Genomic DNA, 26,102 nt, shown 5'->3' on the forward strand with positions numbered 1-26,102 from the left:
GAGGCGTATTGACGAGTGAAACGTGTACGAGTGTTGTGAAAGTGAAATGGCGGCAGGGTGTCCTGCCGCCATTATCTTACGCTCCGGAAGGATCATCCCTCGTGTTCGGGGAGGTCCTTGATCTGGTCTTCGGTCATGGTGGTGTAGGCGCGAACCTCGTCACCGTCGTTCTTCTTGTAGACCATCAACTCCGAAATGTTCAGCGACACCGGCTTGGCGCCAATGCCCAGGAAGCCGCCCACATCGACGATCACCTGCGTCGGCGTGCCGGTTTCCGGCATCACGGACGCGATCTTGCCGACCGAGCTTTCCTCGGAGTCGTAGACCGTGATGTCGCCCAGCATGTCGGCGGTGACCTCTTCCGTCTTCACGGGGGTGAAGCCTTCCGGCGGGGTCATCGCGGCACCCGGCAGGCTGTCGCCCGCGGCCGGATCATTCGGCGCCGCGTTGGAACCGGCGGGTGGCTCCGTCGTGGTGGCGGGCGGGGTCGCCGTGTTCGAAGGCGCGTTCTGGGCGTTCGGCGGGGCCGATTCACCCGGGACCGACGGCGTCTGGGTCGAGTTCATCGCCGGTTCGCCGCCCGTGTTGCCGGTGTTGACCGGATCGGCCGCGGGCGAGGCCTCGTTGCCGGTCATCGGGGCCTGCTGCGCGCCGCTTCCGGTGGTCGGGTTGCTGGAATCGGGGGCCGTTTGTGCAAAAGATGCGCCCGACACGAGGGCCAGGATTGCGGTCGAAAGTGCAAGCGTCTTCATGCGAAACTCCTTCTCATTCACGGCGCGGTTCTGCGTCGCGATCGGGGGGACAACCGCCGCTGCCGCTTAAAAGTTCCGCTGGGCGCGAACCGCAGGAACCAGCGGATGCGCGAAGTGTTGCTCAGGCAGTCCCGCCCCCTGCCCGAGGTTTCCATGCCGCTTCCCACCGCCCTGTACCATCTGCTTCTGCGCGAGGGCCGCACGTTCCGGACCGCCATAGACCTGCTGCCGCGACTGAAGCGCGTGGGGATCAGCCACCTGTATCTGTCGCCGATCTTCCAGGCGACCGAAGGCTCCACCCACGGGTATGACGTTACGGATCCGACCGCCATCGACGCGAGCCTTGGCGGGCGCGAAGGCTTCTCGGAACTGGCGCGGGCCGCGAAGGAGGCCGGCATCGCCATCGTGCTGGACATCGTGCCCAACCACACCGCCTTCAACCTGGAAAACCCCTGGCTTCTGGACGTGCTGACGCATGGGCAGGACAGCCGCTATGCCCGCCATTTCGACATCGATTGGTCCAAGGGCCGTCTGGTCGTGCCCTTCCTGGGCGAACCCTTCGCGGCGGAGCGCTTCCGCATCGAGGAGGACAAGCTGACCGATGGCACCCTGTCCTTCCCCCTGCGCCCCGGCACGGCGGGCGACGACATCGCCAAGGTGCACGAGGATCAGGCCTACCGACTGACATTCTGGGAGATGGAGCGCGACAGCATCACCCATCGCCGCTTCTTCAACGTCACCGGCCTGATCGGCATGCGGGTGGAGGATGAGAAGGTCTTCGAAGACACCCACGCCCTGATCTTCGATCTTGTCCGATCCGGCGAGGTGCAGGGCCTGCGCGTGGACCATATCGACGGTCTGGCCGATCCGAAGCAGTATCTGGATCGGCTGGCGGCCGCGCTGCCCGACACCCCGGTCTGGGTCGAAAAGATCCTGACCGGGCCGGAATGCCTGCCCGCCGAATGGAAGACCATGGGCACCACCGGCTACGAATCCGCCCGCGCCCTGGCCCGCGTGCTGACGGATGCGAAAGGCTTCGAGGCCATCGACACGATGTGGCGCGAGGCGACCGGCCGGACCGGCGATTTCGAAACCGCGCTGGACCTTGCCAAGGAAGAGGTGATCGAAGGCGATCTGGCCGCCGAGCTGCTGCAACTGGTGGAACTGGGCCGCGCCGCCGTGGGTCCGAAGGCCGAAGCGGGCGACGCCTGGCTGCGCGAGGCGATCGTGGCCCTGCTGCGCCACTTCCCCCGCTACCGCACCTATTTCAACGCCGACACCGCGCGGGACGAAGACCGCCGGATCATGGAGGAGACGCTGGCCGCCGCCGCGCAGGACCTGCGCACAGACCGCGTGGCGCGCCTGCTGGTGGAAGCGATCCTGACCGCTCCCACGCCCGAGGCGGAGCGCTTCCGCATGCGCTTCCAGCAGGTGACAGGCGCGCTTCTGGCGAAGTCGCACGAGGACACGGCCGCCTTCCGCTGGAACCGCTATCTGGCCACGAACGAAGTGGGTGGCCTTCCGGACGAGGCGACCTTGGACGTCGCCGGTTTCGACGCCTTCCTGCAGGGCATGGCGCCCAGCCATGTGAACCTGACCTCCACCCACGACACCAAGCGGGCCGAGGATGCGCGGATGCGCCTTGTGGCCATCAGCCACCTGCCCCGCCAGTTCCAGTCGCTGTGGCAGGAGTCGACCACCCTCCCCGAGGCGGAGGGCGTCGATCCGAACCTGCGCTGGTTCATCGTGCAGACCCTGCTGGCCGTCTGGCAGGACCGCGACGATCTGGGCACCCGCCTGCGCGACCACCTGCAAAAGGCCATGCGCGAAGCGAAGGAGATCACCAACTGGACCCACCCGCGCGAGGAGGCCGAAGGCAAGGCCCAGGCCTTCGCCGCCGCGCTTCTGGCCCGTTGGACTGCCCATCTTCCCGAGGCGGCCACGGTCCTGATGCGCCGGGCCGAGCAGATGAGCATGGCGCAGGTCGCGCTGAAGTTCGCCATGCCGGGCATCCCTTATCTGTATCAAGGAACCGAGTCCCTTTCGTACCACCTGACCGACCCGGACAACCGATTGCCGGTCGATTACACGCTGCTGGACACGCTGGACACGCCGAAGGCCCGGCTGACCCGCACGATGATGGGGCTGCGGCAGGCACACCCTGCGTTCTTCGAAAACGCCTCCGCCCATGCCGACGCGCCGGAACCGAACCGGCTGCGCCTTGTTCGCGAAGGCGCGGGGCGGCTGGAGGTGGTCGTGGCGCTGGACGGGACGGAGCTTGCACCCGGAAACGTCGCCTCCGGCACCGGGGCCGTCAGCATCCACTGGACGGAGGTGTAGCACCCCTGCACGGCGGCTGTGACATTTGGGCCAAACCCGCGCGAAATTCGCGCGGGCGGACGGAACTTGTGCGTGATCAGGATGTTCTTCCTCGGTCCAGATGCACGGAGGCTGAAGCGATGAACACCCCCCACATGATCGATTTCAGCCGGACGCTGGGCGTTCTACTGGCCGGGGGCCAAGGATCGCGCCTGTACGAACTCACCCAGGCCGAATGCAAGCCTGCCCTTCCCTTCGGCGACACCCGCCGCATCGTCGATTTCACGGTGGCCGGGGCTGTGCGCGCCGGCATCCGCAACATGATCGTGGGCACCCAGTACCGCCCCGAAACGCTGAACATGCACATGCGCCACCGTTGGGGCCAGGCCTTCGACACCCTGTCGCTGCGGCATGGCCCGACGGTCACCGGCCATGCGGCCGGATACACTGGAACCGCCTCCGTTCTGTCGGCGAACATCGCCGAAATCGACGCCTCGGGCGCCGAGGAGATCGTGGTCCTGGCGGGCGATCATGTCTATGACATGGACCTGACCGCCATGATTGCCGACCACCGCATGACCTGCGCCGACGCGACCGTGGCCGTGGACGCAGTTCCGCTGCGCGACGCGTCGGGCTTTGGCGTGATGGGCACGGACGCGGACGGCCGCATCCGCATGTTCGTCGAAAAGCCCGCCGATCCGCCGCACATGCCGGGCGATCCGTCGCGCGCGCTGGCCAGCATGGGCATCTATGTCTTCAGCTGGCGCTGGCTGAAGCCCGTTCTGGTGGAGGACATGGCCAATCTGCGGTCCGGCCACGATTTCGGCAAGGACATCCTGCCCCGCGCCGTCGCCTCCGGCCACGCCTATGCCCACACCCGTCCGGTCGATGCCGAAGGCCGCGCCCCCTATTGGCGCGATGTCGGCACGCTGGATGCCTTCCGCCGCACCTGGATCGACCTGCGCGACGGCCATGCCCGGTGCCGCCTGCCCGAAAGCGTCGGCCTGCGGCGCGATCTGGACCCCGGCCATGATGGCTTCTACGGCCACGCCCTGCGTGCGGGCAGCCTGACGCTGACGCCCCCCGCCTCGGGCACCCGTCGCTGGACGATGCTAGACGACACCGTGGTGATGCCCGGCGCCCGCATCGAACCCGGCGCGCGACTGACGCGCACCGTCGTCGCCGCCGGAACCATGGTCCCCGGCGACCTGACTGTGGGCGAGGACATGGCCGAAGACGCCCGCTGGTTCCGCGTCACCAGCGCGGGCACCACCCTTGTTACGCAATCCATGCTGGATCAGCGCACCGCTGCGCGGACCCGCATCCATTCTTCCGCCACCCTTAATTCAGGCCGCATCTAATGACATTCGCCTTTGACCGTGAGGCTTCCCGCTCGGACGTTCTGGGCGCGGAGGTGGATGCCGATGGCACCAACTTCGCCATCTTCTCCGAAAACGCCACCCGCATCGAACTTTGCCTTTTCGACGAAACCGGCGAGAACGAGATTCAGCGCCTCGACATGCCCCTGATGGAAGGCGGCATCTGGCACGGATACCTTCCCGGCGTCCGCAAGGGCCAGGCCTATGGCTACCGGGTCCATGGCCCGTACGAGCCGGAAAAGGGCCACCGCTTCAACCCCAACAAGCTGCTGCTGGACCCCTATGCCCGCGAAGTGATCGGCCATACGGTCTGGGACGACGCGCTGTTCGGCTATGCCCTGCCCGGCGACGACCTGACCTTCGACGAGCGTGACTCCGCCCCCTTCATGCCGAAGGCCGTGGTCACCGATCCGGACTTCGACTGGGACGCGGATTGGACGCTGCAATACCGCTGGTATGACAGCCTGATCGTCGAAGGCCATGTGAAGGGCCTGACGCAGCTGCACCCGGGCGTCCCCGAGGAGGATCGCGGCACCTTCGCGGGCCTCGCCTCGGACGCGGTGATCGACCACCTGCACCGCATCGGCGCCACTGCGCTGGAGCTGCTGCCGATCCACGGCTTCCTGCACGACCGTCACCTGCAGGAAAAGGGGCTGAACAACTACTGGGGCTACAACTCGCTTCTGTTCTTCGCGCCCCATCGCGGCTACCTCAAATCCGGTAAGCCGCGCGAGGTGAAGGCCGCCATCCAGAAGCTGCACCGCGCGGGGATCGAGGTCATCCTCGACGTGGTCTACAACCACACCGCTGAAGGGAACGAGCGTGGGCCGACCCTGTCCTTCAAGGGCATCGACAATGCCTCCTATTACGTGCTGTCGCCCGACAACCCGCGCCATTCCTTCGACACCACCGGCACGGGCAACACGCTGAACGTGGCGCATCCGATGGTGCTGCGCATGGTGCTGGATTCGCTGCGCTACTGGGTGCAGGTGATGCATGTGGATGGCTTCCGCTTCGACCTGGCCTCGACCCTCGGCCGTGAATCGCAGGGCTTCGAACGGGACGGCGCGTTCTTCGCGGCCATCCGTCAGGACCCGATCCTGTCCAAGGTGAAGCTGATCGCCGAACCGTGGGACGTGGGCGAAGGCGGCTATCAGGTGGGCGGCTTCCCCTGGCCGTTCCGCGAATGGAACGACAAGGCCCGCGATGACCTGCGCGCCTTCTGGAAACGTCAGGGCGGCCTCGTGCCCGATGTCAGCCAGCGGCTCACCGGCTCTCCGGTGCAGTTCAACCATTCGCACCGTCCGGCCACCAGTTCCATCAACTTCCTGGCGGCGCATGACGGCTTCACGCTGTGGGACACCGTGTCCTACAACGAAAAGCACAACGAGGCGAATGGCGAGGAGGGGCGCGACGGCCACGACCACAACATCTCCGACAACATGGGCATCGAAGGCGCGACCGAGGATGAAGGCGTCAACGCGTCCCGCGAACGCCGGGTGAAGGCGATGCTGGGATCGCTGTTCTTCAGCCAGGGCGTCCCGATGATCCTGGCGGGCGACGAATTCGGCCAGACGCAAAACGGCAACAACAACGCCTATTGCCAGGACAGCGAGACGGCCTGGCTGCATTGGGACAAGGCGCGCGATAACATCACCCAAGCGGTGGCCGACCTCATGGCCTTCCGCAAGGAAACGGGCCTGGCCCGCATCCGTTGGGCCACTGGCCCCGAAAGCGGCATGGACGGTCCCACGGTGACCTGGCACCATCCCGAAGGCCGCGAGATGGCCGAAGGCGACTGGGCCGATGCCGGGCTGGAAGTGATCGGGATGAACCTGATCACCCCCACGGCCGAGGTGTTCCTGATCCTGAACGCCGGAGATGAAGGAACGTTCACGCTGCCCGAAGGCGACTGGATCAAGCGCATCGACACCGCGCTGGACCCCGTCGCCTGTCAGGAACCGTGCAGCGGGGCCGTTCAGCTGAACTGGCAGTCCTCCAGCGCCTACGTCCGCGCCTGACGGGCGCGGGCGGCGTCGCGCCACGCCATGTAGGCGATGGACGAGATGATCAGCCCGCCGCCCAGCAGGACGTAGATGTCCACGGCCTCGCCAAAGACGATGGCGCCCAGCATCGTCGCCCAGACGAGCTGAAGAAACACCACCGGCTGCGTCACCGTCACAGGGGCGCAGTCGAACGCCCGGGTCATGCAGTAATGGGCCAGCGTGGCGAAGACGGCCGACATCGCGAGGAACGCGAGGTCGCCTTGCGACGGCGTCACCCAGACCATCAGCGCGGGCGGGGCCAGCAGGATCGTCACGCTGACCGACATGATCGCCACGATCAGTCCCGCCGAAATTTCGCCGCTCAACCTTTTCGCGGACAGGTAGCTGCCGGCGAACATGCAGGCGGCGAACAGCTGCGCCACGTGACCGGATTCGATCGCCCGGAGGCCGGGGCGCAGCACGATCAGCGTGCCGACCAGCGCGATGGCCACGGCCACGGCCCGCCGCCACGTGAACTTCTCTCCGAACAGAAGGGCCCCGCCCAGCGTCACGAGCACGGGGTTGAGGTAGTTGATCGCCGTCACCTCCGCGATGGGAATGTGCACCATCGCATAGAACCACGCGCTGACGGCCAAGGCGTGGAAGACCCCGCGCACCGCGAACAGGCGCCAGATCCGCGCGGAAAAGCGTTGCCGCAGCAAGAGGGGCAGCATCGGCAGCAGAAGGATGATCCCGAACAGGAACCGCAGGAACGCCGCCTGGACCGAAGGAAGATCGCTTCCCGCCGCCCGCACCGCCCCGTTCACCGTGACAAAGGCAAGGCCCGAGGCCAGCATCCACAGGATGCCCTGAACCGGGCGGTCACGCATCCAGGATCAACCTTGCGGCCAAGGTCCACATCAGAAGGCCCATCGCAATCTCCAGCAGGGTCCAGGCGGCCGGTTCGCGGAACAGCGGCGCCAGCCAGCCTGCGCCATAACCCAGCAGCGTGAAGAACATAAAGGACGCAAGCACCGCGCCCGCGCCGAAGGTTACGCGGTTTTCGGCCTGCGCCGCAATGGACCCGATCAGGACTAAAGTGTCCAGATAGAATGCGGGTTGGCCCAGGTCAGGGCAAGGCAGGTGGCGACAACGCTGCCCAGAGACACGGGCGCCGCAGCTGCCGGATCCAGTGCGCCGGTGCCCTGCCAAGCGGCGCGGAACCGCAGCGCGCCATAAACCAGCAGCAACCCTGCCCCGGCATACAGCATCACCCGCCACGGCACGGCCCGCGCCACCGCGCCGAACCCCGCCACCCCGGTCGTGATCAGCACCGCGTTTGACAGCGCGCACCACAGCACGACCGTACCCACATGTTCGCGCCGCAACCCCTGACGCAGCACGAAGGCGCTCTGCGCCCCGATCGCCAGGATCAGGAACAAGGAGGTCAGAAAACCGGAGATCATGCTGTGTTCACGCTTCCTTCAGCCATGCCGACTATCACGCGCCATCTTCAGGAAAAGGACCGGCAGAATGCCGCACATGTTGAACGAGACGGACGTATGGGTCTGGAGCCCGCAGATGGACGCGTGGTTTGTAGGGGAATGGCTGGCGGAACGGGCGGCACGCCCCGTCCTGGCGCGGCTGATGCCCGATCTTCCCCGGTCGATCGAGGTGGAGGAGATCCCCCTCCACCCCTGGAACGAGGTGCTGGTCTAGTCCAGCTGCGCGGCCACATCTTCGGGAATGTCGAAGTTGGCGGTGACGTTCTGCACGTCATCGTCCTCTTCCAGCGTGTCGATCAGCTTCATCAGCGTGCGGGCCGTGTCCAGATCGACCTGGGTGCGGGTCTGGGGTTTCCAGATCAGCTTGGCCTCGTCCGCCTCGCCCAAGGACGCTTCCAGCGCGTCGGACACGGCGGCCAGATCGTCCATCGGGCAATAGATCCAGTGGCCGTCCTCGTCCGACTCCACATCCTCGGCCCCCGCTTCCAGCGCGGCCATCATCACCGTGTCGGCGTCGCCGGCCGACGCGGGATAGGTGATCTCCCCCACCCGGTCGAACATGAAGGACACCGACCCCGTCGTGCCAAGGTTGCCGCCGTTCTTCGTGAAATAGCTGCGGACGTTGGACGCCGTGCGGTTCACGTTGTCGGTCATGGTTTCCACGATCACCGCGATGCCGTTCGGGCCGTAGCCTTCATAGCGCAGTTCCGTGTAATCCTCGGCGTCGCCACCCTGCGACTTCTTGATCGCGCGGTCGATCACGTCCTTGGGCATGGAGACGGACTTCGCGGCCTTCACGGCCAGGCGCAGGCGCGGGTTCTTGTCGGGATCGGGATCGCCCATCTTGGCGGCGACGGTGATCTCCTTCGCCAGCTTCGAGAACATCTTGGAGCGCAACTTGTCCTGCTTGCCCTTCCGGTGCTGGATGTTTGCCCATTTGGAATGGCCTGCCATATCCCCGTCTCCGTCCGTGAAATCCGGTTTCCATATGCCAGCGGGGGCCGCCCCCCGCAAGCCCTAGAGCCCGTAAAGCAAGGGGATCACGATGGCCGCCACCACCCCCATCAGGACGTTCAGCGGAATGCCGATGCGCAGGAAGTCCCCGAAGGTGTAACCACCCGGACCATAGACCAGCAGGTTGCACTGATACCCGATGGGCGTGGCAAAGCCGAAGGACGCCCCCAGCATCACCGCGATCAGGATCGGCCGCGGATCGACCCCAAGGCCCTGCGCCAGCGCGATGGCCACCGGCGTGATCACCACGGCCACCGCGTTGTTGGACAAAAGCTCGGTCAACAGCGAGGTCAGGGCATAGACGCAGAAGATCAGCGCCCAGCCGGGCAGATCGCCCATGTAGGGTTGGGCATACCCCACGATCAGCTCCACCGCGCCGGAATGTTCAAGGCCCGCGCCCACGGCGATCATGCCGAACAGCATTCCCAGAAGCCGCCCGTCGATGGAGGCGAACGCCTCGTCTGCGTCGATGCAGCGGGTCAGCAATACGATGGCGACCCCGATGAAGGCCAGAATTTCGATCGGGGCGATGTCGAGCGAGGACAGCACGATGATGCCCGTCAGCACCGCGATCACGATGGGGGCGCGCTTGCGCCGGAACGGGCGTTCGACCGGATGGGTCAGGTCCACCATGTCCATGTCGGACGCCAGACGCTGGATGTCCTCCATCCGCCCTTCCAGCAAAAGCGTGTCGCCCACGGCCACCACCAGATCGTCCAGTTGCCGCCCGATGTTCTGGTTGCGGCGGTGCGCGGCCAGCACGTAGACGCCGTAACGGCGGCGCAGGCGCATCTCGCCCAGCCGGCGGCCGATCAGGCGGCAGCCGGGGGTGATCAGCACCTCCACCGTGGAGGTCTGGACCGAGGACAGCTTGTCCACCGACGTCAGGTCCTTGTGGTCCTGGAAGCTGAGCAGTTCCTGCAAGGGCGTGCGCAGCACCACGCGGTCCCCCGGCGACAGCACGATCCCGGACAGGTCGCGGCGCAGCGACACGTCGCCCCGCAGCACGTCGATCACCCGCACACCGTTGCGCTTGAACAGGTCCGCCTCCAGCACCGGGGTGCCGACGAGGGCGCTGTCATGGGCGATGGCCACCTCGGTGAAGAACTTCATCTTCGTGCGGTTGCCCAGCATCGAACTCATCGATTCGCGCGAGGGCAGAAGCCAGCGGCCGAACAGGCCAAGATAGATCAGCCCGGCGATCGCGATCGGGATGCCCACGGGCGTGATCTCGAAGATACCGAAGGGTTCCAGTCCCGCCTGCCGCGCCACCCCGTCCACGACAAGATTGGTGGAGGTGCCGACCAACGTCAGCGTGCCCCCCATGATCGACAGATAGGACAGCGGGATCAGCAGTTTCGACGGCGCCACCTTCATCGTGTTGGCCAGCTGCATGAACACGGGCAGGAAGACGACGACGATGGGCGTGTTGTTCACGAAGGCCGACAGAACGACGATGCCGATCCCCAGAAGGCCCACCGTGCGGGCGGGATGGGTCAGGACCCACGTGTTGGCCAGATGCGTGATGCTGTCCAGCGTGCCAGTCCGCACCAGCGCGCCCACCACGATGAACATCAGCGCGATGGTCCAAGGGGCGTTGTTCGACAGGATGCCCTCCGCCGCCTCCATCGGCAGGATGCCGAGGATCATCATCAGCGCCGCGCCGCCGATGGCCGTCACCTCCACCGGGAAGGTTTCCATGATGAACAGGACCAGCATGCCGAACAGGATTGCCAGCGCGACCCAGGGCATCACCGAGGTGGAAAGCTCAAGCATGCGGAAGCGACTCCTGCAGACGGCCGCCGGTGCGGATCATCGTGACGGACAGGGCCTTGCCGGTGCGGTCGTCGGTCTGCACGAACACGCCGGACAGCGTGGCGGGGCCGTTGGCCGGCTCGAACCGTTCCTTCGGCATGCCGGTGATGAAGCGGCGCAGCGGCTCCAGCTTCTGCATGCCGATGACGCTGTCGTAATCGCCGCACATGCCGGCGTCGGACTGAAAGGCCGTGCCGCCGGGAAGGATCTGCGCGTCGGCCGTGGGAATGTGGGTGTGCGTGCCGACCACAAGGCTGGCGCGTCCGTCGCACCAATGGCCCATGGCCATCTTCTCGCTCGTCGCCTCGCAATGCATGTCGACGACGCTGGCCTGCACGGCGCCGCCATGCGTCTTCAGCGCCGCGTCGATGGCCGAGAAGGGATCGTCAAACGGCCGCTTCATGAACACCTGCCCCAGCACCTGCGCCACCAGCACCTTGCGGCCGCCGGTGGCGGTGAACACCCGCGCGCCCTTGCCCGGCGCCATCTTGGAAAAGTTCAGGGGCCGGATCACGCGCGGCTCGTTCTCGATGAACTGGAGCATGTCCTTCTGGTCGAAGGCGTGATCGCCCAGCGTCACGCAGTCGGCGCCGGAATCGAGGATCAGCTTCGCATGCCCCCCCGTCAGGCCCATGCCGCCGCTGGCATTCTCGCCGTTCACGATCACGAAATCCGCGCCCAGATCCGCCCGCAGTTTCGGCAAGCGCTCGGCTATCGCCGTCCGCCCTGCCCGCCCCATCACATCGCCCAGAAACAGTATCTTCATGCGCAAAGCGTTAGGGGCGAGGGACTTGGCAGGCAAGAACATTCTTGCTGTCTTTCCGCCACGCACAGGCAGACCTATCTATGTCGGATGGATTTGCCCCGATCGCTGTCAGACTGGATTTCCCTGCGCGGATGGGCGCTGCACCCGCACCAGCAGGCGATGCTGGACGTGGCGGCCGAACCCGCCACCCTGCTGATCGCCCCAACGGGCGGGGGCAAGACGCTGTCCGGCTTTCTGCCCACGCTGGCCGAGGCGGCGGGCCACAAGGGGCTCCACACGCTCTACATCTCGCCGCTGAAGGCCTTGGCGGCGGACATCCGGCGCAACCTGACAGCGCCCATCGAAGGGGCGAAGCTGGACATCCGGGTGGAGGATCGGACCGGCGACACCAGTTACAGCGCCCGCCGCCGCCAGCGGGCCGACCCTCCCCAGATCCTGCTTACCACACCGGAAAGCCTGGCCCTGCTGCTGAGCTATGAGGACGCGCCGCGCATCTTCGCGGGCCTGCAACGCGTGATCGTGGACGAGATCCATGCCTTGGCCGAAGGCAAGCGGGGCGACCAGCTGATGCTGGGCCTGTCGCGGTTGCAGACGCTGGCCCCCGGCCTGCGGCGCGTCGGGCTGTCGGCCACGGTGGAGGATCCGCCTGCGCTGGCCCGTTTCCTCAGCCCCACGGGCTGCCGGATCCTGCACGCCGATCCCGGCCCCGATCCCGACATCCGCATGATGGACACCGAACGCAGCCCCCCCTGGGCCGGCGAGGGCGGCCGCTACGCCATCCCCGACGTGCTGGCCGAGGTGAAGCGCCACAACACCACCCTGATCTTCCACAACACCCGCGCGCAGGCGGAGTTGTTCTTCCACGACCTGTGGCTGGCCAACGAAGAGTCGCTGCCCATCGGCATCCACCACGGATCGCTGTCGCGCGAACAGCGCCAGCGGGTGGAGGCGGCGATGGCGGCGGGCGCCCTGCGCGCCATCGTCTGCACCGGATCGCTGGACCTTGGCATCGACTGGGGCGATGTCGATCTGGTGATCCAGGTCGGCGCGCCCAAGAACGTCAAGCGGCTGGTGCAGCGGATCGGGCGGGCGAACCACCGCTACAACGCGCCGTCGAAAGCGCTGCTGATCCCCGCCAACCGGTTCGAGGTGGTGGAATGCGTGGCCGCCCTGCAAGCGGTGAAGGCCCATGATCTGGACGGGGAGCCGCGCGGGCGCGGACCTCGCGACGTGCTCTGCCAGCACATCCTCGCCACCGCCTGCGCCGGCCCGTTCAAGGCGGACACCCTGTTCGCGGAGGTGCGCACCGCCGGCCCCTATGCCGGCCTGACGCGGGCGGAGTTCGACGACTGCCTCGATTTCTGCGCGACGGGGGGCTACGCCCTGGCCGCCTATGACCGCTGGCGCCGGCTGATGGAGCGGGAGGGCAAATGGCAACTGCGCGATCCCCGATCCGCGCTGGTGATCCGCCAGAACCTTGGCACCATCGTGGACACGGACAAGCTGAAGGTCCGCTTCAAGGGTCGCGGCGGCGCCCCCTTGGGCGAGGTGGAGGAGATGTTCGCCGCCAGCCTGACCAAGAACGATACCTTCCTTCTGGCGGGCCAGATCGTCCGCTACGAAGGTCTGAACGAGCTGACGGTGGAGGTGACACGCTCCCCCGCGAAAGAGCCACGGGTGGCGATGTATGGCGGGGTAAAGGCCCCGACCTCGGTCCTGCTGACGCACCGCATCCTGCAGATGTTCGAAACGGGCGACTTCCGCGCCCTGCCCCGCCACACCGTCGAATGGCTGACCCTGCAGCAAGAGGTGTCGCGCCTCCCCACGGAACACCGCCTGCTGATCGAAACGTTCCCCGATGCGGGCCGCGAGTACATGTGCGTCTACGGCTTTGCCGGCCGGCACGCGATGCAGACGCTGGGCCTTTTGCTGACGCGGCGGATGGAGGTGGCGGGCCTTGCCCCCCTGGGCTTTGTTGCCACCGATTACGCCGTCCTGATCTGGGGGCTGGAGCAGGTGACCGATCCCGCCCCCTTGTTCGACCCGACCGACCTGCGCGAGGGGCTGGAAACGTGGCTGCACGGCAACGCCGTGATGAAGCGGACCTTCCGGAACTCCGCCGTGATCGCGGGACTGATCGAGCGTACGCATCAGGGGCGGCGCAAGTCCGGGCGGCAGGCGACGTTCTCGTCCGACATCCTCTACGACACGCTGCGCCGCTACGACCCCGATCACCTGATGCTTCAGGTCACGCGCGAGGAGGCGGAGCGCGGGCTGGTGGATTTCGGCCGGATCGAGGAGATGCTGACCCGCGTCCACGGCCAGATCGACATGATCCGCCGCGACCGCGTCACGCCCTTGGCCGCGCCCCTGATGCTGGAACGCGGACGCGTCCCCGTGGCGGGCGCGGGCCGCGAACGCCTGATGGAGGCGGAGGCCGAACGCCTGATGGCGGAGTCCGGTTTGTCCACTTTGTAAGTGATGCCGATGATCCCTCTCGGTCACCAGCCGTTCCAGAACCGCATGCCCCTGACGGCAGGGACGCTCCCGTTGGCCGGGAGAGTGTCCAGCTTCACCCTGCCGGAACGCAGCCGGGCGGCGATGAAGCGCCATGAAAGACTCGAAGGCGCCCGATCAGGGCGCCTTTCCGCCGGATCAGGGCCAGCGGGCCAGGGGCGGCAGGCTCATCAGCACGGCGTTGGGGTCGTGGCCGGATTCCAGGCCGAATTTCGTCCCCCGATCATAGACGAGGTTGTATTCCGCATACAGCCCGCGATGGATCAGCTGCGTTTCGCGGTCGCTTTCGTTGAAGGGCGTGTCGCGGCGGCGGTCGACCAGCGGCAGGAAGGCCAGAAGGAAGGTCCGCCCCACCTCTTGCGTGAAGGCGAAATCCGCCTCCCAGTCGCCGGTGTTCAGGTCGTCATAGAAGATGCCGCCCACGCCCCGCGCGCGCTTGCGGTGGGGGATGAAGAAATACTCGTCCGCCCAGGCCTTGAAGCGGGGATAGTAGCTGCGGTCGTGCCGGTCGCAGCCCGCGCGCAGCGTGTCGTGGAACTGGGCCGTGTCCTGATCGTATTCGATGCAGGGGTTCAGGTCCGACCCGCCCCCGAACCACCAAGCATTCGGCGTCCAGAACATGCGGGTGTTCATGTGGACGGCCGGACAATGCGGGTTCTGCATATGCGCCACAAGGCTGACGCCCGAGGCCCAGAAGCGCGGATCGCTTTCGATCCCCGGCACCCCGCGCGAGGCCATGGCCTTGGCCGCCCCCGCCGACAGTGTCCCGTGCACTGTGGAGATGTTGACGCCAACCTTCTCGAACAGGCGGCCGCCGCGCATAACGCTCATCCGGCCTCCGCCACCGCCCTCGGCGCGGGTGGTCGGCGTCACCTCGAACCGGCCGGCAGGCGCGGAGGAGGTGGTCGAGTCCTCCGCCGCTTCGAAGGCGGCGGTGATGGTGTCGCGAAGCTGGTTGAACCAGTCCGAGGCGCGGGTCTTGAATTCGTCCATGGCAAGCACTCCTTGGACCGGATTCGTAGCAGGAACGCCCTTCAAGGACCATTGGAAGCGCCACGTGCCCACGCTATATTTCGTCGCAGTGGAGGATCCGATGAAAGCCCTGTTCGTCTTGCCCCTGATGGCGGCCCTTGCCGCCTGCGCCACCCCCCGCGAACGCTGTGTTTCCGAAGCGACCCGCAACCTGCGCGTGGTCGACCGCCTGATCGTGCAAAGCGAGGCGACCTTGTCCCGCGGTTATGGCGTGGAACAGTATCAGGTGACGCGCCCCACTTGGCGGCAATGCGGCTGGTACCCCGTGCGCACCCGCAAGGGCGACATCGTGCGCGGCGCCCCCCGCATGTGCTGGGACGACGAGATCGAGACGCGGGAACGCGCCGTCGCCGTCAACCTGAACGAAGAAGCGGCGACGCTGAAAAGCCTGCGCGACAAGCGGGCCAGCCTTGCGCGCACGGCCAACACGGCCGTGGCGCAATGCGCGGCGACCTATCCCGCCACGCGCTGACGGATCGGACCGTCGGCACGGATCACGCGGAAGGCGCTGTCTCCGGCAATCTCCTCCACCTTGCGGAAGCGGGCATCCAGAACCTCGCGGTACGGCAAGTGGCGATTGGCAACCAGCCACAGCGTCCCGTCCGGCACCAGCATTCCTGCCGCCGCCAGAACGAAGGCCATGCCGAGCCGCGGATCGGCGTCGCGGGCCACATGGAAGGGCGGGTTGCAGATGACGTGATGGCCCAGCTGGTCGGGCCGGAACGTCGTGGCGTCCGCCCAGTGGAACCGCGCGCGTTCGTCCGGAACGTTCATCCGGGCGCAGGCCAGCGCGTCGGCCTCCGCCTCCACCAGGTCCACCTGCCTAGCGCCCTTTTCCAGCGCGGCGCGGGCCAGAAAGCCCCATCCCGCGCCCAGATCCAGAACCCGGCCTTTCAGGGCGGGCAGTGCCTGCGCCAGCAGAACCGATCCGCGATCAGGGCCATCGGCGGAAAAGACACCGGGAAGCGTCTGGAACCCCTCCACCATGGTTGGGCGGGCGGCCCAGTCCGACAGATCGGCGCGGAAGGTGAACAGCTTGCCATGCGCCTTCACCACCGGCTCCGACACCTCGCCCCGCTTGCGCAGGTCCTTCAGGATCGAATCGACGCCGTCCGTCTTCTGCCCGTCCACCACGGCCAGTTCGGCGCGCGACGCACGTTCCAGCATCGCATGGGCGTGGGCCTTGGCGCGCGGCAGGCAGACGATCACGGTTATCGCATCTTCGGGACAGTCGGTGGCGACCTGCCAGCCCTGGGCCGCGAAATGGTCGTGATCCGGCTTGAAGCCCGTTACGACGGTCACCCGCTCTTTCGGCAGGGCGGTCAGGTCATCTCCAATACGCGGGCGCAGAACGGCGATCCGCCCTTCCGGCAGGTCCAGACTGCCAAGGGCAAGCTCCAGTCGGGCTGATCGCACTTATTCTTCCTTTTCCATCGTGCATTGCAGCGGGTGCTGGTGGCGGCGGGCGAAATCCATCACCTGCGCCACCTTGGTTTCCGCCACCTCATGGCTGAACACGCCCACGACCGCGAGGCCCTTCTTGTGGACCGTCAGCATGATCTCGAACGACTGGGCGTGCGACAGGCCGAAGAAACGTTCCAGCACGTGGACCACGAATTCCATCGGCGTGTAGTCGTCGTTCAAAAGCAGCACCTTGTACAGCGGCGGGCGCTGCGTCTTCGGCTTGGTCTTCGTCAGGATCGAAGCGTCGTCGCCCGGCTGATTGGGCGATCCGGCCATGAAAAGCGGAGTGATTGCCATGAAAGCGGGCCCTTGACGGTTCACGGAGGGGGATGGAATGGAATATAGCCCATTCAGCGGCCGGGAAAAAGGGGGACACATGCTGACGACCATCGGCTTTGACGCGGATGACACGCTGTGGCGCAATGAAAGCTTCTTCCGGCTGACGCAGGACCGCTTTGCCGAACTGCTGGCGGACCATGCCCCGGCGGACCACCTGCACGACCGGTTGCTGGAGGCGGAGCGCCGCAACCTTGGCCGCTACGGCTTCGGGGTGAAGGGATTCACCCTGTCCATGATCGAAACCGCGATCGAGGTGACGGAAGCCCGCATCCCCGCCGGCGTCATCGCCAAGATCCTGGCCGCCGGGCGCGAGATGCTGGCCCATCCCGTCGAACTTCTGCCCTATGCCCGCGCGGCGGTGGAGGCGGCGGCCCGGACCCACAAGGTGATTCTGATCACCAAGGGCGACCTTCTGGACCAGGAACGCAAGTTGGCGGCCTCGGGCCTCGGCGATCTGTTCCACGCGGTGGAGATCGTGTCGGACAAGACGCCGGCCGTGTACGCCCGCCTGTTCGCGCGTCATGGGGACGGGGCGGAGCGGGGAATCATGGTCGGAAACTCCCTCAACTCCGACGTGCTGCCGATGCTGGCGGCGGGTGGCCATGGCGTGCATGTGCCCCACGGGCCCGTCTGGGCGCTGGACCACGCCGACCCGCCCGAAGCGGGACCCTGCTTTCACGAATTGACCGATCTGGGCGGACTTCCGGCACTTCTTGCGACGCTGGACACGGCGGGCACATCATCTTGACCGCACGCGACGTCACGAAAATGCCAGAGGAATAAGGGTTCCGACAGGGGCGGCCCTGTGTTACCGTTTCCTGGACAAAGCCCCTTCGATCAATGAAAGGGGCGTCCAAGGCAGGAACAGACAAGGGACAGGCGATGACTTCGCTTCTGGGGCAGTGTGTCCGTATCACGCTTCTCGCCGCATGGGTGGCCATTGGGCTGGCCGGCATGGCGCGCGCCGCGCCTTACGCCGCCTACGTCATGGACGCGCGCACCGGTGAGACACTTTATTCGCAAAACGCCGAGACGCCACTGAACCCGGCGTCCCTGACCAAGATGATGACGCTGTACATCGCGTTCCAGTCCATCCAGCAGGGCAAGGTCACGCTGGACACGCTGGTCACGGTGTCCAAGAACGCGGCCTCGCAGCCGCCGTCGCGTCTGGGCCTGCGCGCCGGGCAGAAGATCGCCCTGCGCTACCTCATCCGCGCGGCAGCCGTGAAATCGGCCAATGACGCGGCCTCGGCCATCGGCGACGCCCTGGGCGGGAACGAGGAAGCCTTTGCCCAGATGATGACGCGCACGGCGCGGGCGCTGGGCATGCCGAACTCCACCTTCAAGAACGCGAACGGCCTGACGCGGGCGGGCCACCTCGCCTCGGCCCACGACCTTTCGACGCTGGGGCGGCACCTGTTCTTCGACTTCCCGCAATATTACAACCTCTTCTCGCGGCGCACCACGGATGCGGGCATGGCCACCGTGGCCAGCACCAACCGCCGCTTCCTTGATGCCTATGAAGGTGCGGACGGGATCAAGACGGGCTACACCTCGGCGGCGGGCTTCAACCTGACGGCCTCGGCCCTGCGCGGCAACGTCCGGATCATCGCGACGGTCATGGGCGGCACCTCCACCGCCGACCGGAACGCCAAAATGACGAAGCTGCTGGACATGGCTTTCCAGAAGGCCCCGTCCAACGCGCCGATCATCCCGCCCCCCGCGCCGAATTATTCGGGCACCTCCGCGCCGCTGGTCGCCAGCGCGCCGCAGGCCACGGCACCTTCGCCCGCAGCACCGGCCACGTCGGAGGCCACCACGATGGCCAGCTCCCTGCGCCCGCGCCTGCGGCCGGGCATGGCGGGTGCGGTTGACGAAGGCACTGTCCAGGTCGCCTCGGCCGCGCTGCCCGCCACGGACACGGCGTCGATCAACGCGGCCGTCGCGGCCGCCGCCGCCGAACCCCTGCCCTTCGAGGTCATCGCCGAAAAGATCGCCGAACCCCAACCGCAGGAGGTGGTGACGATGGTTTCCACCTCGGGCGGGCGTCACTGGGGGGTGAACGTGGGGCGCTTCAATTCCAGCTATGCCGCCGACCGGGCCATGACGCAGATCGCCCTGACCGAAAGCGCCTCGCTGAACGAAGGGCTGCGCAAGATCGTGAAGCGGGCGGACGGGTATGACGCGAACATCATGGGCCTGTCCGAAGATCAGGCCAGCCTTGCCTGCCGACGGCTGAGGGCCAGGTCGCAGGAATGCTTCGAGATCGGACCGTAACGCGAAAGGCCGGGCTTCAGCCCGGCCTTTGGTTTTCCACGAAGGCGATCATGCGCGGCAGGCAAAGGCCGTGCAGATCGTAACGCTCCTGCACCGTCCGCCGCGCCGCCGCCCGCAGATGGGCGAAACGTTCCGGCTCGGCCAGCGCCTCGGTCAACACCTCGGCCCAGCGCGGCACGTCGAAGAAATCGACGATCAGCCCATTTTCACCGTCGCGGATCACCTCCCGCACCGGGGCGGTGTCGGACCCGACGACCAGCGCCCCCGCCGACATCGCCTCCAGCATCGACCAGGACAGCACGAAGGGATAGGTCAGATAGGCATGCGCCCGCGTGACCTGCATCAGGCTGCGGAACACGGGATAGGTCACATGGCCGGTGAAATGCACGCGCGACAGGTCGATGCGATCGCGCACCTCGTCCAGGATCAGGTTGCGCCAGGTTCCCGTTTCCGGCGCGCGGCCATAGCTGACGCCGTCGGCGCCCACGATCACCACCTGCGCCTCCGGGCGCGCCTTCATGATCTCGGGCAAGGCCCGCATGAAGATGTGATACCCGCGATAGGGTTCGAGGTTGCGGTTCACCAGCGTCAGAACCTCATCCCCCGCGCGCAAGGTGGGTCCGTCGGGCAGCGTCACCACCGCGTCCGGATCGGGCGCCATGCGGGCGGTGTCGACGCCGTCATGGATCACCTCGATCATGCGGCGCAGGGCGGGGGGATGGGTGTCCGCCTGCCATTGCGTCGGCGACAGGCCTCCATCGGCGTGCAGAAGCGCCTGCCCCAGATGCGCGGCGCGTCCTTGGGCGATCATCACCTGATCGAATCCGGCCTTGTTCCATTCCGTGTCGAAGCCCACGTCCTGACCCACGCCGTTGTAGTAGAATTCGGCGTAAACGATCAGCCGCGCCTCGGGCCAGACGGACTTCAGGAACAACGTTTCCCCCCAGCCGGAATGGCCGAAGATGACATCGGGCACATACCCCTCCGCCCGCATCTTCCGGGCCGCGCGGGCCGCGATCACCCCCCGGTCGCTGTGGGTGGTGAAGTTGCGGCCCAGGCGCGTCGCACCCGCATCGACCGGTTCCGCCTTGAAGGTGTAGGAGGTTCGGGGAAAGCCCGCGTCGCGCGGGTTGCGCGCGTCCGTCAGAACGCGGATGTCGTGGCCGCGCGCGGCCAGCGCCGGCGCCAGGTGCAGGAACTGCCCCGGATAGTTCTGATGCACGAACAGGATCTTCATGACAGCGCCGCCTTCAACAAAGCCTTCGTGTAGTCCGATCGCGGATTGGCGAAGACCTGTGCCGCCTCCCCCGCCTCCACCACGTCGCCGTTGCGCATGACCATGATGCGGTGCGACAGCGCCCGCACGACCCGCAGATCGTGGCTGATGAACAGATAGGCCAGCCCGTATTTCCGCTGCAACCGGCGCAACAGATCGACGATCTGCACCTGCACGGTCATGTCGAGGGCGGAGGTCGGTTCGTCCAGCACCACAAGCTTCGGGCGCAGGATCATGGCGCGGGCGATGGCGATGCGCTGGCGCTGCCCGCCCGAGAATTCGTGCGGATAGCGCGACATCGTCGCGGGATCGAGGCCGACTTCCGCCATGATCTGCGCCACCAGGTTGCGGGGGTTGCCATCGGTGCCGTGGACGCCCAGGCCTTCGGCGATGATCTCCTCCACCGTCATGCGGGGGGACAGGCTGCCGAAGGGGTCCTGGAACACCACCTGCATGTCGCGCCGCAGGTCCCGCAGGGCGCGCCCCCGCTCCCCCTGCACGTCGCGGCCAATGAAGACGATGGGACCTTCGCTGTCGATCAGGCGCAGCACGGCCAGCGCCAGCGTGGTCTTGCCCGACCCCGACTCTCCCACCACGCCCAAAGTCTCCCCGGCGCGGACGGACAGGGTGGCCGCGTTCACCGCCTTCACATGGCCCGTCACCCGCCGCAGGAAGCCGCCATGGATCGGGAACCACACCCGCAGATCGTTCGTGTGCAGGATTTCGGGCGCGTCAGAGGCCACGGGATCGGGCACGCCCTTGGGTTCGGCCCCCAGCAGCTTTTGCGTGTAGGGGTGCTGCGGGTTGGCGAAGATGTCGGCGGTGCGCCCCTGCTCGACGATCACGCCGTTCTGCATGACGCAGACACGGTCGGCGATGCGGCGCACGACGCCCAGATCATGGGTGATGAACAGAAGGCTCAGCCCCTCCCGCGCCTTCAGGTCGGCCAGCAGTTCCAGGATCTGCGCCTGGATGGTCACGTCCAGCGCGGTGGTGGGTTCGTCCGCGATCAGCAGCTCCGGCCCGTTGGCCAGCGCCATCGCGATCATCACCCGCTGCCGCTGCCCACCTGACAATTGGTGCGGATAGGCGCCCAGCCGGCTTTCGGCGTCGCGGATGCCCACCTTGTCCAGCAGGTCCAGCACCCGCGCCCGCACCGCCGCCCCGCGCAGCCCCTGATGCAGGGCGATGCTTTCGGCCAACTGCCGTTCGATCGTGTGGAGGGGGTTGAGAGAGGTCATCGGCTCTTGGAAGATGAAGCTGATGTCGTTGCCGCGCACGGCCCGCAGCTCCCGCTCCGGCGCGCCCACCATCTCGCGCCCCTGATAGCGGATGGACCCCGTGACGGCGGCCGCATCGCCCAGCAGGGACACGGTGGACAAGGCCGTCACGGACTTGCCCGACCCGCTTTCGCCCACCAGCGCCACGGTTTCCCCCTTTTCCACGCAGAAGGACACGCCGCGCACCGCGTGATGCGTGGCCCCTTCCTGGTGGAAGCGGATGTTCAGGTCGGACACCTCCAGCACGGTCATTTGAAGGTCTTTCTGGGGTCATAGGCGTCGCGCACGCCTTCGAAGATGAAGACGAGAAGCGACAGCATCAGGGCGAAGGTGAAGAAGGCGGTGAAGCCCAGCCACGGCGCCTGAAGGTTCTGCTTGGCCTGCAACGTCAGCTCTCCCAGCGAGGGGGCGGAGGACGGGAGCCCGAAGCCGAGGAAGTCCAGCGCCGCAAGGCTGCCGATGGCGCCCGCGATGATGAAGGGCAGCATCGTGACCGTGGCGACCATGGCGTTGGGCAGCACGTGGCGGAACATGATCCGCGCGTTGCCGACGCCCAGCGCCCGCGCGGCCCGCACGTATTCGAAGTTGCGCGCCCGCAGGAATTCGGCCCGCACCACGCCCACCAGCGCCGTCCATCCGAACAGCACCGACAGGACCACCAGCAGCCAGAACCCCATCTGCCAGATCGCCCCCACGATGATGATGACATACAGCATGGGGGTGGAGGACCAGAGTTCGATCACGCGCTGGAAGAACAGATCCACCCAGCCCCCGAAGAAGCCCTGCACCGCCCCCGCCGCGATCCCGATAACCGAGGTGAGGAACGTCACGATCAGCGCGAAGGCCACCGACAGGCGGAAGCCATAGATCACGCGCGCCAGCACGTCGCGCGCCGTGTCGTCGGTGCCCAGCCAGTGCTGCGCGTCCGGCGCCGAAGGGGCGGCCCCGTTCAGGTTGTTCACCGTGTCATAGCTGTAAGGGATTGGCGGCCACAGCATCCAGCCCGCCTGCACGGGCTGCCCGTCGACGGTGCCATGCTCCTCGGCCTCGGCCTTGTAGGTTTCGGGATCGTCAAGGCACAAGTCCGATCCGCCGGTCGCGATCAGGCACTGCACCTCGGGGGCGTTGTAGTCGGCTTCGGTCCGGAAGTCGCCGTTGAAGGCGGTTTCGGGATAGAAGGTCGTGACCGGCGTCATCCAGTCGCCGCGATAGCTGATCAGCAGCGGCTTGTCGTTGGCCACCACCTCCGCCATCAGCGACAGGCCGAACAGCACGACGAAGATCCACAAGGACCAGAAGGCCCGCCCGTTGGCCCGGAAATTGCGCCAGCGGCGCTGGTTCAGGGGGGTCATCCGCGGCTCCCGAAATCGATGCGGGGGTCGATCCAGACATACATGAGGTCCGAGATCAGGTTCACCACCAACCCGATCAGGCTGAACATGAACAGTGTCCCGAACACGACCGGATAATCGCGCCCGACCGCCGATTCATAAGCCAGACGCCCCAATCCGTCGAGGGAGAAGATCGTCTCGATGATGAGGCTGCCGCCGAAGAAAACGCTGACGAAGACGGCCGGGAAGCCTGCCACCACGATCAGCATCGCGTTGCGGAAGACGTGGCCATACAGCACGCGCGTTTCCGTCAGGCCCTTGGCGCGGGCGGTCATCACGTATTGCTTCTTGATCTCGTCCAGGAAGCTGTTCTTGGTCAGCAGCGTCAGGGTCGCAAAGCTCGCGATGGTGGAGGCCAGCACCGGCAGCGCGATGTGCCAGAAGTAGTCCGCGATCTTGTGCAGCAGGCCGAAGCTTTCCCAGTTGTCCGAGGTCAGCCCGCGGATCGGGAACCACTGCACGTAGCTGCCCCCCGCGAACATCACCAGAAGCAGGATCGCGAACAGGAAGCCCGGGATCGCATAAGCCACGATGATCAGCGCCGAGGTCCAGGTGTCGAAGCGCGATCCGTCCCGCATGGCCTTGCGGATGCCCAGCGGGATCGACACAAGATAGGCGATCAGCGTGGACCACAGTCCCAGCGAGATCGACACCGGCATCTTTTCCAACACCAGATCCACGACCGAGACGGAGCGGAAGTAGCTTTCCCCGAAATCCAGCCGCAGGTAGTTGCCCATCATCATCACGAAGCGCTCCAGGGGCGGCTTGTCGAAGCCGAACTCCTTTTCCAGCTGGGCGATGAATTCGGGCGGCAGGCCGCGCGATCCGACATAGGTCGTGCCCGTCAGCCCCGAGGTGACGTCCGATGTCACCCCCGCATCCTGCTGGCCACCGGACACGCCCTGAAGCACGTCCCCCTGCCCCTGCATGTTCGCGATGATCTGTTCGATCGGTCCGCCCGGCACGAACTGCACCAGCGCGAAGTTGATGACCATGATCCCGAACAGGACGGGCACGATCAGAAGAAGTCGGCGAAGGATGTAGGCTCCCATTCACGTGGCCTTCGTGGACCACCAGAAGTCCAGCTGCCCCAGATCGTAAGGGGGCAGCTTTTCGGGCCGGCCGTAGTCCTTCCAGTAGGCGACCCAGTGCTTTCCCAGATACCAGGTGGGCACCATGATCGTCTCGTAGCGCAGGATGCGATCGATGGCGCGCACGGCGGCGGCCATGTCCTCCTGGCTTTTCGCCTCGATCACGCGGCGGATCAGGTGGTCCACCGCCGGAGAGGCGTAGCCCGCCGGGTTGAAGTCCTGATCCTTGGCGGCGGTGCCGTAGCGCTGTTCCATCCCGGTCCCTTCCTCGGGGCCGTTGGAGTAGCCGTCCATGATCATGTCCCAGTCGTAGCCACGTTCGCGGCTGGTGTATTGGGCGGGGTCCACGCGGCGATAGGTGGCGTTCACGCCCAGCGCCTTCAGATTGTCCACATAGGGCAGGATGTAGCGGTCCATCTGCGGGTCGCCCGTCAGGAACTCCACCACCAGCCCCTGGCCGTCCTTCATCAGCTGGCCCGTCGCGTCGGGGGTCCAGCCGGCGTCCTGCATCAGCGCCAGCGCCGCGCGCACGTTGCGCCGGTCCAGCTGACGGTCGCCCGAGGTATGCGGCACCGTCACCTCGTCCGTCAGGATCTCGGCCGGAACAAGGTCCCGCACCTCCTGCAGGAAGGCCAACTCCCGCCCTTCGGGCACGCCGCGGGCTTGAAGATCGCTGTTCTGCCAGAAGCTTTCGCGCTGCTGGAACAGGCCGTATTGCAGCGTGTCGTTCGTCCAGGTGAAGTTGTACATCAGCGACAGCGCCTGCCGCACCCGCCGGTCCTGGAACTGCGGGCGGCGCAGGTTGAACACGAACCCCGTCGCGGGGGGGAGGGAGCCGTTCGGCAACTCCTCCTTCACGACGTCGCCGCGCGTCAGGGCCGGGAAGTCGTATCCCGTCGCCCAGGTGATGGAGCTGTTTTCCTGCCGGAACGTGAACTGCCCGGCCTTGAACGCCTCGAACGCGGCCGAGGTGTCGGCGAAGAACTCCACCCGGATGGTGTCGAAGTTGGCGCGACCCTGCCGGATGGGCAGGTCGCGGCCCCAGTAGTCAGGGTTGCGCTTCATCACGATGCGGCGGTTCACGTCCCAGCTGTCCAGCATGTAGGGGCCGGACCCGGGCGAGACGTCCATCCGGCTTTCGTCCAGCCGGGCGCCGGTCTTTTCATACCAGGCCTTCGACCAGATCGGCACGCCGCCCGCCTGGCTGATCAGGTTCTTGCGCGGCACCCCGTCGGCAAAGACGAAGCGCACGCTGTGATTGTCCAGCGCCTCGGCCAGCGGGATCAGGGCCTTCACCGCCTGTGCATAGGACGGCAGACCCTGTTCCAGCAGCAGGTTGTGGCTGAACACGACATCATGGGCCGTCACGGGCGTCCCGTCCGAGAACGTCGCCTCGGGGCGCATGTGGAAGATCACCCAGTCCTGCGTTTCCGGATATTCCAGGTGTTCTGCCACAAGGCCATAGCTCCCGCTCACCTCGTCCGCGACCGAGTCCAGAAGGCTTTCATAGGGCAGGACCGACACGGCGTGGGCGCGGCCGATGCGGGCATAGGGGTTGAAGCTGTCAAAGGTGCCTTGGGCCCAGATGGAGATCTCCCCTCCCTTCGGGGCCTGCGGGTTGACGTAATCCAGATGCGCGAAATCCGCGGGATATTTCAGGTTGCCGAAGGTGGAGAAACCGTGCGCCGTGAGGATCTTCGACGGATCACCCACGGGTTCCTGCGCGCCGGCGGGCGCGGGAAGAAGGCCCGGATACGCCATCGCGAACCCCGAGAGGCCGAGGGCCCCCATCATCGTCCGGCGTGACAAGATCATCCCGTTCTCCTTCAAAGCGTTCCGGGGATGCTATCCTTCGCCCGCGCCCCCCTCAAGTTGCGATTGTGTGAGGCGCGGCGGGGAA

Annotated in this window: 21 protein-coding genes and 1 pseudogene; 8 read left to right on the forward strand and 14 right to left on the reverse strand. The window is 66.5% G+C overall.

The window, feature by feature from the left end; genetic code table 11:
* Positions 1-92: 92 nt before the first annotated feature.
* Complete coding sequence (locus tag ACSHZY_RS01260) at positions 93-752, reverse strand: hypothetical protein (RefSeq protein WP_435164350.1); 660 nt, start codon at positions 750-752, stop codon at positions 93-95.
* Positions 753-857: 105 nt separating this feature from the next.
* Between ACSHZY_RS01260 and treY the strand changes: the two genes are divergently transcribed.
* The 3 genes from treY (at position 858) to glgX (ending at position 6,471) form a co-directional block, all read left to right on the forward strand.
* A complete protein-coding gene (gene treY, locus ACSHZY_RS01265; RefSeq protein WP_435164352.1) occupies positions 858-3,092 on the forward strand; it encodes a malto-oligosyltrehalose synthase in 2,235 nt (744 codons plus the stop codon).
* Between the two features lie 119 nt (positions 3,093-3,211).
* Positions 3,212-4,432 (forward strand): sugar phosphate nucleotidyltransferase, encoded by a 1,221-nt coding sequence (locus ACSHZY_RS01270; RefSeq protein ID WP_435164353.1) that lies wholly within the window; start codon positions 3,212-3,214, stop codon positions 4,430-4,432.
* The gene (glgX, locus tag ACSHZY_RS01275; RefSeq protein WP_435164354.1) at positions 4,432-6,471 is read left to right on the forward strand and encodes a glycogen debranching protein GlgX; all 2,040 of its coding nucleotides are present in this window, start codon (positions 4,432-4,434) and stop codon (positions 6,469-6,471) included. The genes ACSHZY_RS01270 and glgX overlap by 1 nt, the downstream gene beginning before the upstream one ends.
* Here the strand turns inward: glgX and ACSHZY_RS01280 are convergent.
* Positions 6,456-7,325: a DMT family transporter gene (locus ACSHZY_RS01280; protein ID WP_435164356.1), complete on the reverse strand. Its 870-nt coding sequence runs from the start codon at positions 7,323-7,325 to the stop codon at positions 6,456-6,458. The genes glgX and ACSHZY_RS01280 overlap by 16 nt on opposite strands.
* Positions 7,318-7,901 (reverse strand): annotated as a pseudogene (locus tag ACSHZY_RS01285) (LysE/ArgO family amino acid transporter). Before ACSHZY_RS01285 ends, ACSHZY_RS01280 begins: the two are co-directional and overlap by 8 nt.
* Before the next feature lie 67 nt (positions 7,902-7,968).
* Between ACSHZY_RS01285 and ACSHZY_RS01290 the strand changes: the two are divergent.
* Positions 7,969-8,154 (forward strand): hypothetical protein, encoded by a 186-nt coding sequence (locus tag ACSHZY_RS01290; protein WP_435164358.1) that lies wholly within the window; start codon positions 7,969-7,971, stop codon positions 8,152-8,154.
* Here ACSHZY_RS01290 and ACSHZY_RS01295 read toward each other — a convergent pair.
* The 3 genes from ACSHZY_RS01295 to ACSHZY_RS01305 all read right to left on the reverse strand — a co-directional run bounded on the left by ACSHZY_RS01295 (position 8,151) and on the right by ACSHZY_RS01305 (position 11,535).
* The gene (locus ACSHZY_RS01295; protein WP_435164360.1) at positions 8,151-8,894 is read right to left on the reverse strand and encodes a YebC/PmpR family DNA-binding transcriptional regulator; all 744 of its coding nucleotides are present in this window, start codon (positions 8,892-8,894) and stop codon (positions 8,151-8,153) included. The genes ACSHZY_RS01290 and ACSHZY_RS01295 overlap by 4 nt on opposite strands.
* 63 nt (positions 8,895-8,957) lie before the next feature.
* A complete protein-coding gene (locus ACSHZY_RS01300; RefSeq protein ID WP_435164362.1) occupies positions 8,958-10,730 on the reverse strand; it encodes an SLC13 family permease in 1,773 nt (590 codons plus the stop codon).
* The gene (locus tag ACSHZY_RS01305; protein ID WP_435164364.1) at positions 10,723-11,535 is read right to left on the reverse strand and encodes a TIGR00282 family metallophosphoesterase; all 813 of its coding nucleotides are present in this window, start codon (positions 11,533-11,535) and stop codon (positions 10,723-10,725) included. Before ACSHZY_RS01305 ends, ACSHZY_RS01300 begins: the two co-directional genes overlap by 8 nt.
* Positions 11,536-11,622: 87 nt before the next feature.
* On the opposite strand from ACSHZY_RS01305, the gene ACSHZY_RS01310 reads away from it, so the two are divergent.
* Positions 11,623-14,013: a ligase-associated DNA damage response DEXH box helicase gene (locus ACSHZY_RS01310; RefSeq protein WP_435164366.1), complete on the forward strand. Its 2,391-nt coding sequence runs from the start codon at positions 11,623-11,625 to the stop codon at positions 14,011-14,013.
* 177 nt (positions 14,014-14,190) lie between these two features.
* On the opposite strand, the gene hemF is transcribed toward ACSHZY_RS01310, so the two are convergent.
* Positions 14,191-15,045 carry an oxygen-dependent coproporphyrinogen oxidase gene (gene hemF / locus ACSHZY_RS01315; RefSeq protein ID WP_435164368.1) on the reverse strand — a complete coding sequence of 285 codons (855 nt, stop codon included), beginning with the start codon at positions 15,043-15,045 and terminating at the stop codon, positions 14,191-14,193.
* Positions 15,046-15,145: 100 nt separating this feature from the next.
* Here hemF and ACSHZY_RS01320 point away from each other — a divergent pair, with 100 nt between their 5' ends.
* Positions 15,146-15,556 carry a hypothetical protein gene (locus ACSHZY_RS01320; RefSeq protein ID WP_435164370.1) on the forward strand — a complete coding sequence of 137 codons (411 nt, stop codon included), beginning with the start codon at positions 15,146-15,148 and terminating at the stop codon, positions 15,554-15,556.
* Here the strand turns inward: ACSHZY_RS01320 and ACSHZY_RS01325 are convergent.
* Both ACSHZY_RS01325 and clpS read right to left on the reverse strand, forming a co-directional pair.
* Positions 15,538-16,500 (reverse strand): class I SAM-dependent methyltransferase, encoded by a 963-nt coding sequence (locus ACSHZY_RS01325; protein WP_435164371.1) that lies wholly within the window; start codon positions 16,498-16,500, stop codon positions 15,538-15,540. The genes ACSHZY_RS01320 and ACSHZY_RS01325 overlap by 19 nt on opposite strands.
* Positions 16,501-16,845, reverse strand: a complete 345-nt coding sequence (gene clpS, locus ACSHZY_RS01330) for an ATP-dependent Clp protease adapter ClpS (protein WP_435164373.1) — start codon at positions 16,843-16,845, stop codon at positions 16,501-16,503.
* Positions 16,846-16,924: 79 nt separating this feature from the next.
* Between clpS and ACSHZY_RS01335 the strand changes: the two genes are divergently transcribed.
* Together ACSHZY_RS01335 and ACSHZY_RS01340 are read left to right on the forward strand one after the other, a co-directional pair.
* A complete protein-coding gene (locus tag ACSHZY_RS01335) occupies positions 16,925-17,635 on the forward strand; it encodes an HAD family hydrolase (protein WP_435164375.1) in 711 nt (236 codons plus the stop codon).
* A 134-nt stretch (positions 17,636-17,769) separates the two neighbouring features.
* On the forward strand, positions 17,770-19,164 hold the full coding sequence (locus ACSHZY_RS01340; RefSeq protein ID WP_435164377.1) for a D-alanyl-D-alanine carboxypeptidase family protein: 1,395 nt from the start codon (positions 17,770-17,772) through the stop codon (positions 19,162-19,164).
* 16 nt (positions 19,165-19,180) lie between these two features.
* On the opposite strand, the gene ACSHZY_RS01345 is transcribed toward ACSHZY_RS01340, so the two are convergent.
* From ACSHZY_RS01345 to ACSHZY_RS01365, 5 genes are read right to left on the reverse strand one after another with little or no spacing between them, the layout of a single operon-like run.
* Positions 19,181-20,401, reverse strand: coding sequence for a glycosyltransferase (locus tag ACSHZY_RS01345; RefSeq protein WP_435164379.1), 1,221 nt, complete (start codon positions 20,399-20,401; stop codon positions 19,181-19,183).
* The gene (locus ACSHZY_RS01350; RefSeq protein ID WP_435164381.1) at positions 20,398-21,972 is read right to left on the reverse strand and encodes an ABC transporter ATP-binding protein; all 1,575 of its coding nucleotides are present in this window, start codon (positions 21,970-21,972) and stop codon (positions 20,398-20,400) included. The genes ACSHZY_RS01345 and ACSHZY_RS01350 overlap by 4 nt, the downstream gene beginning before the upstream one ends.
* Positions 21,969-23,072 carry an ABC transporter permease gene (locus ACSHZY_RS01355; RefSeq protein ID WP_435164382.1) on the reverse strand — a complete coding sequence of 368 codons (1,104 nt, stop codon included), beginning with the start codon at positions 23,070-23,072 and terminating at the stop codon, positions 21,969-21,971. Before ACSHZY_RS01355 ends, ACSHZY_RS01350 begins: the two co-directional genes overlap by 4 nt.
* On the reverse strand, positions 23,069-24,163 hold the full coding sequence (locus ACSHZY_RS01360) for a microcin C ABC transporter permease YejB (RefSeq protein ID WP_435164384.1): 1,095 nt from the start codon (positions 24,161-24,163) through the stop codon (positions 23,069-23,071). Before ACSHZY_RS01360 ends, ACSHZY_RS01355 begins: the two co-directional genes overlap by 4 nt.
* Entirely contained in the window at positions 24,164-26,017 is a 1,854-nt protein-coding gene (locus tag ACSHZY_RS01365) for an extracellular solute-binding protein (RefSeq protein ID WP_435164386.1), read from the reverse strand.
* Between the last annotated feature and the right edge of the window lie 85 nt (positions 26,018-26,102).

Origin of the sequence: Falsirhodobacter sp. 1013 (assembly GCF_051195255.1) — a bacterium.
Lineage (GTDB): Bacteria > Pseudomonadota > Alphaproteobacteria > Rhodobacterales > Rhodobacteraceae > Falsirhodobacter.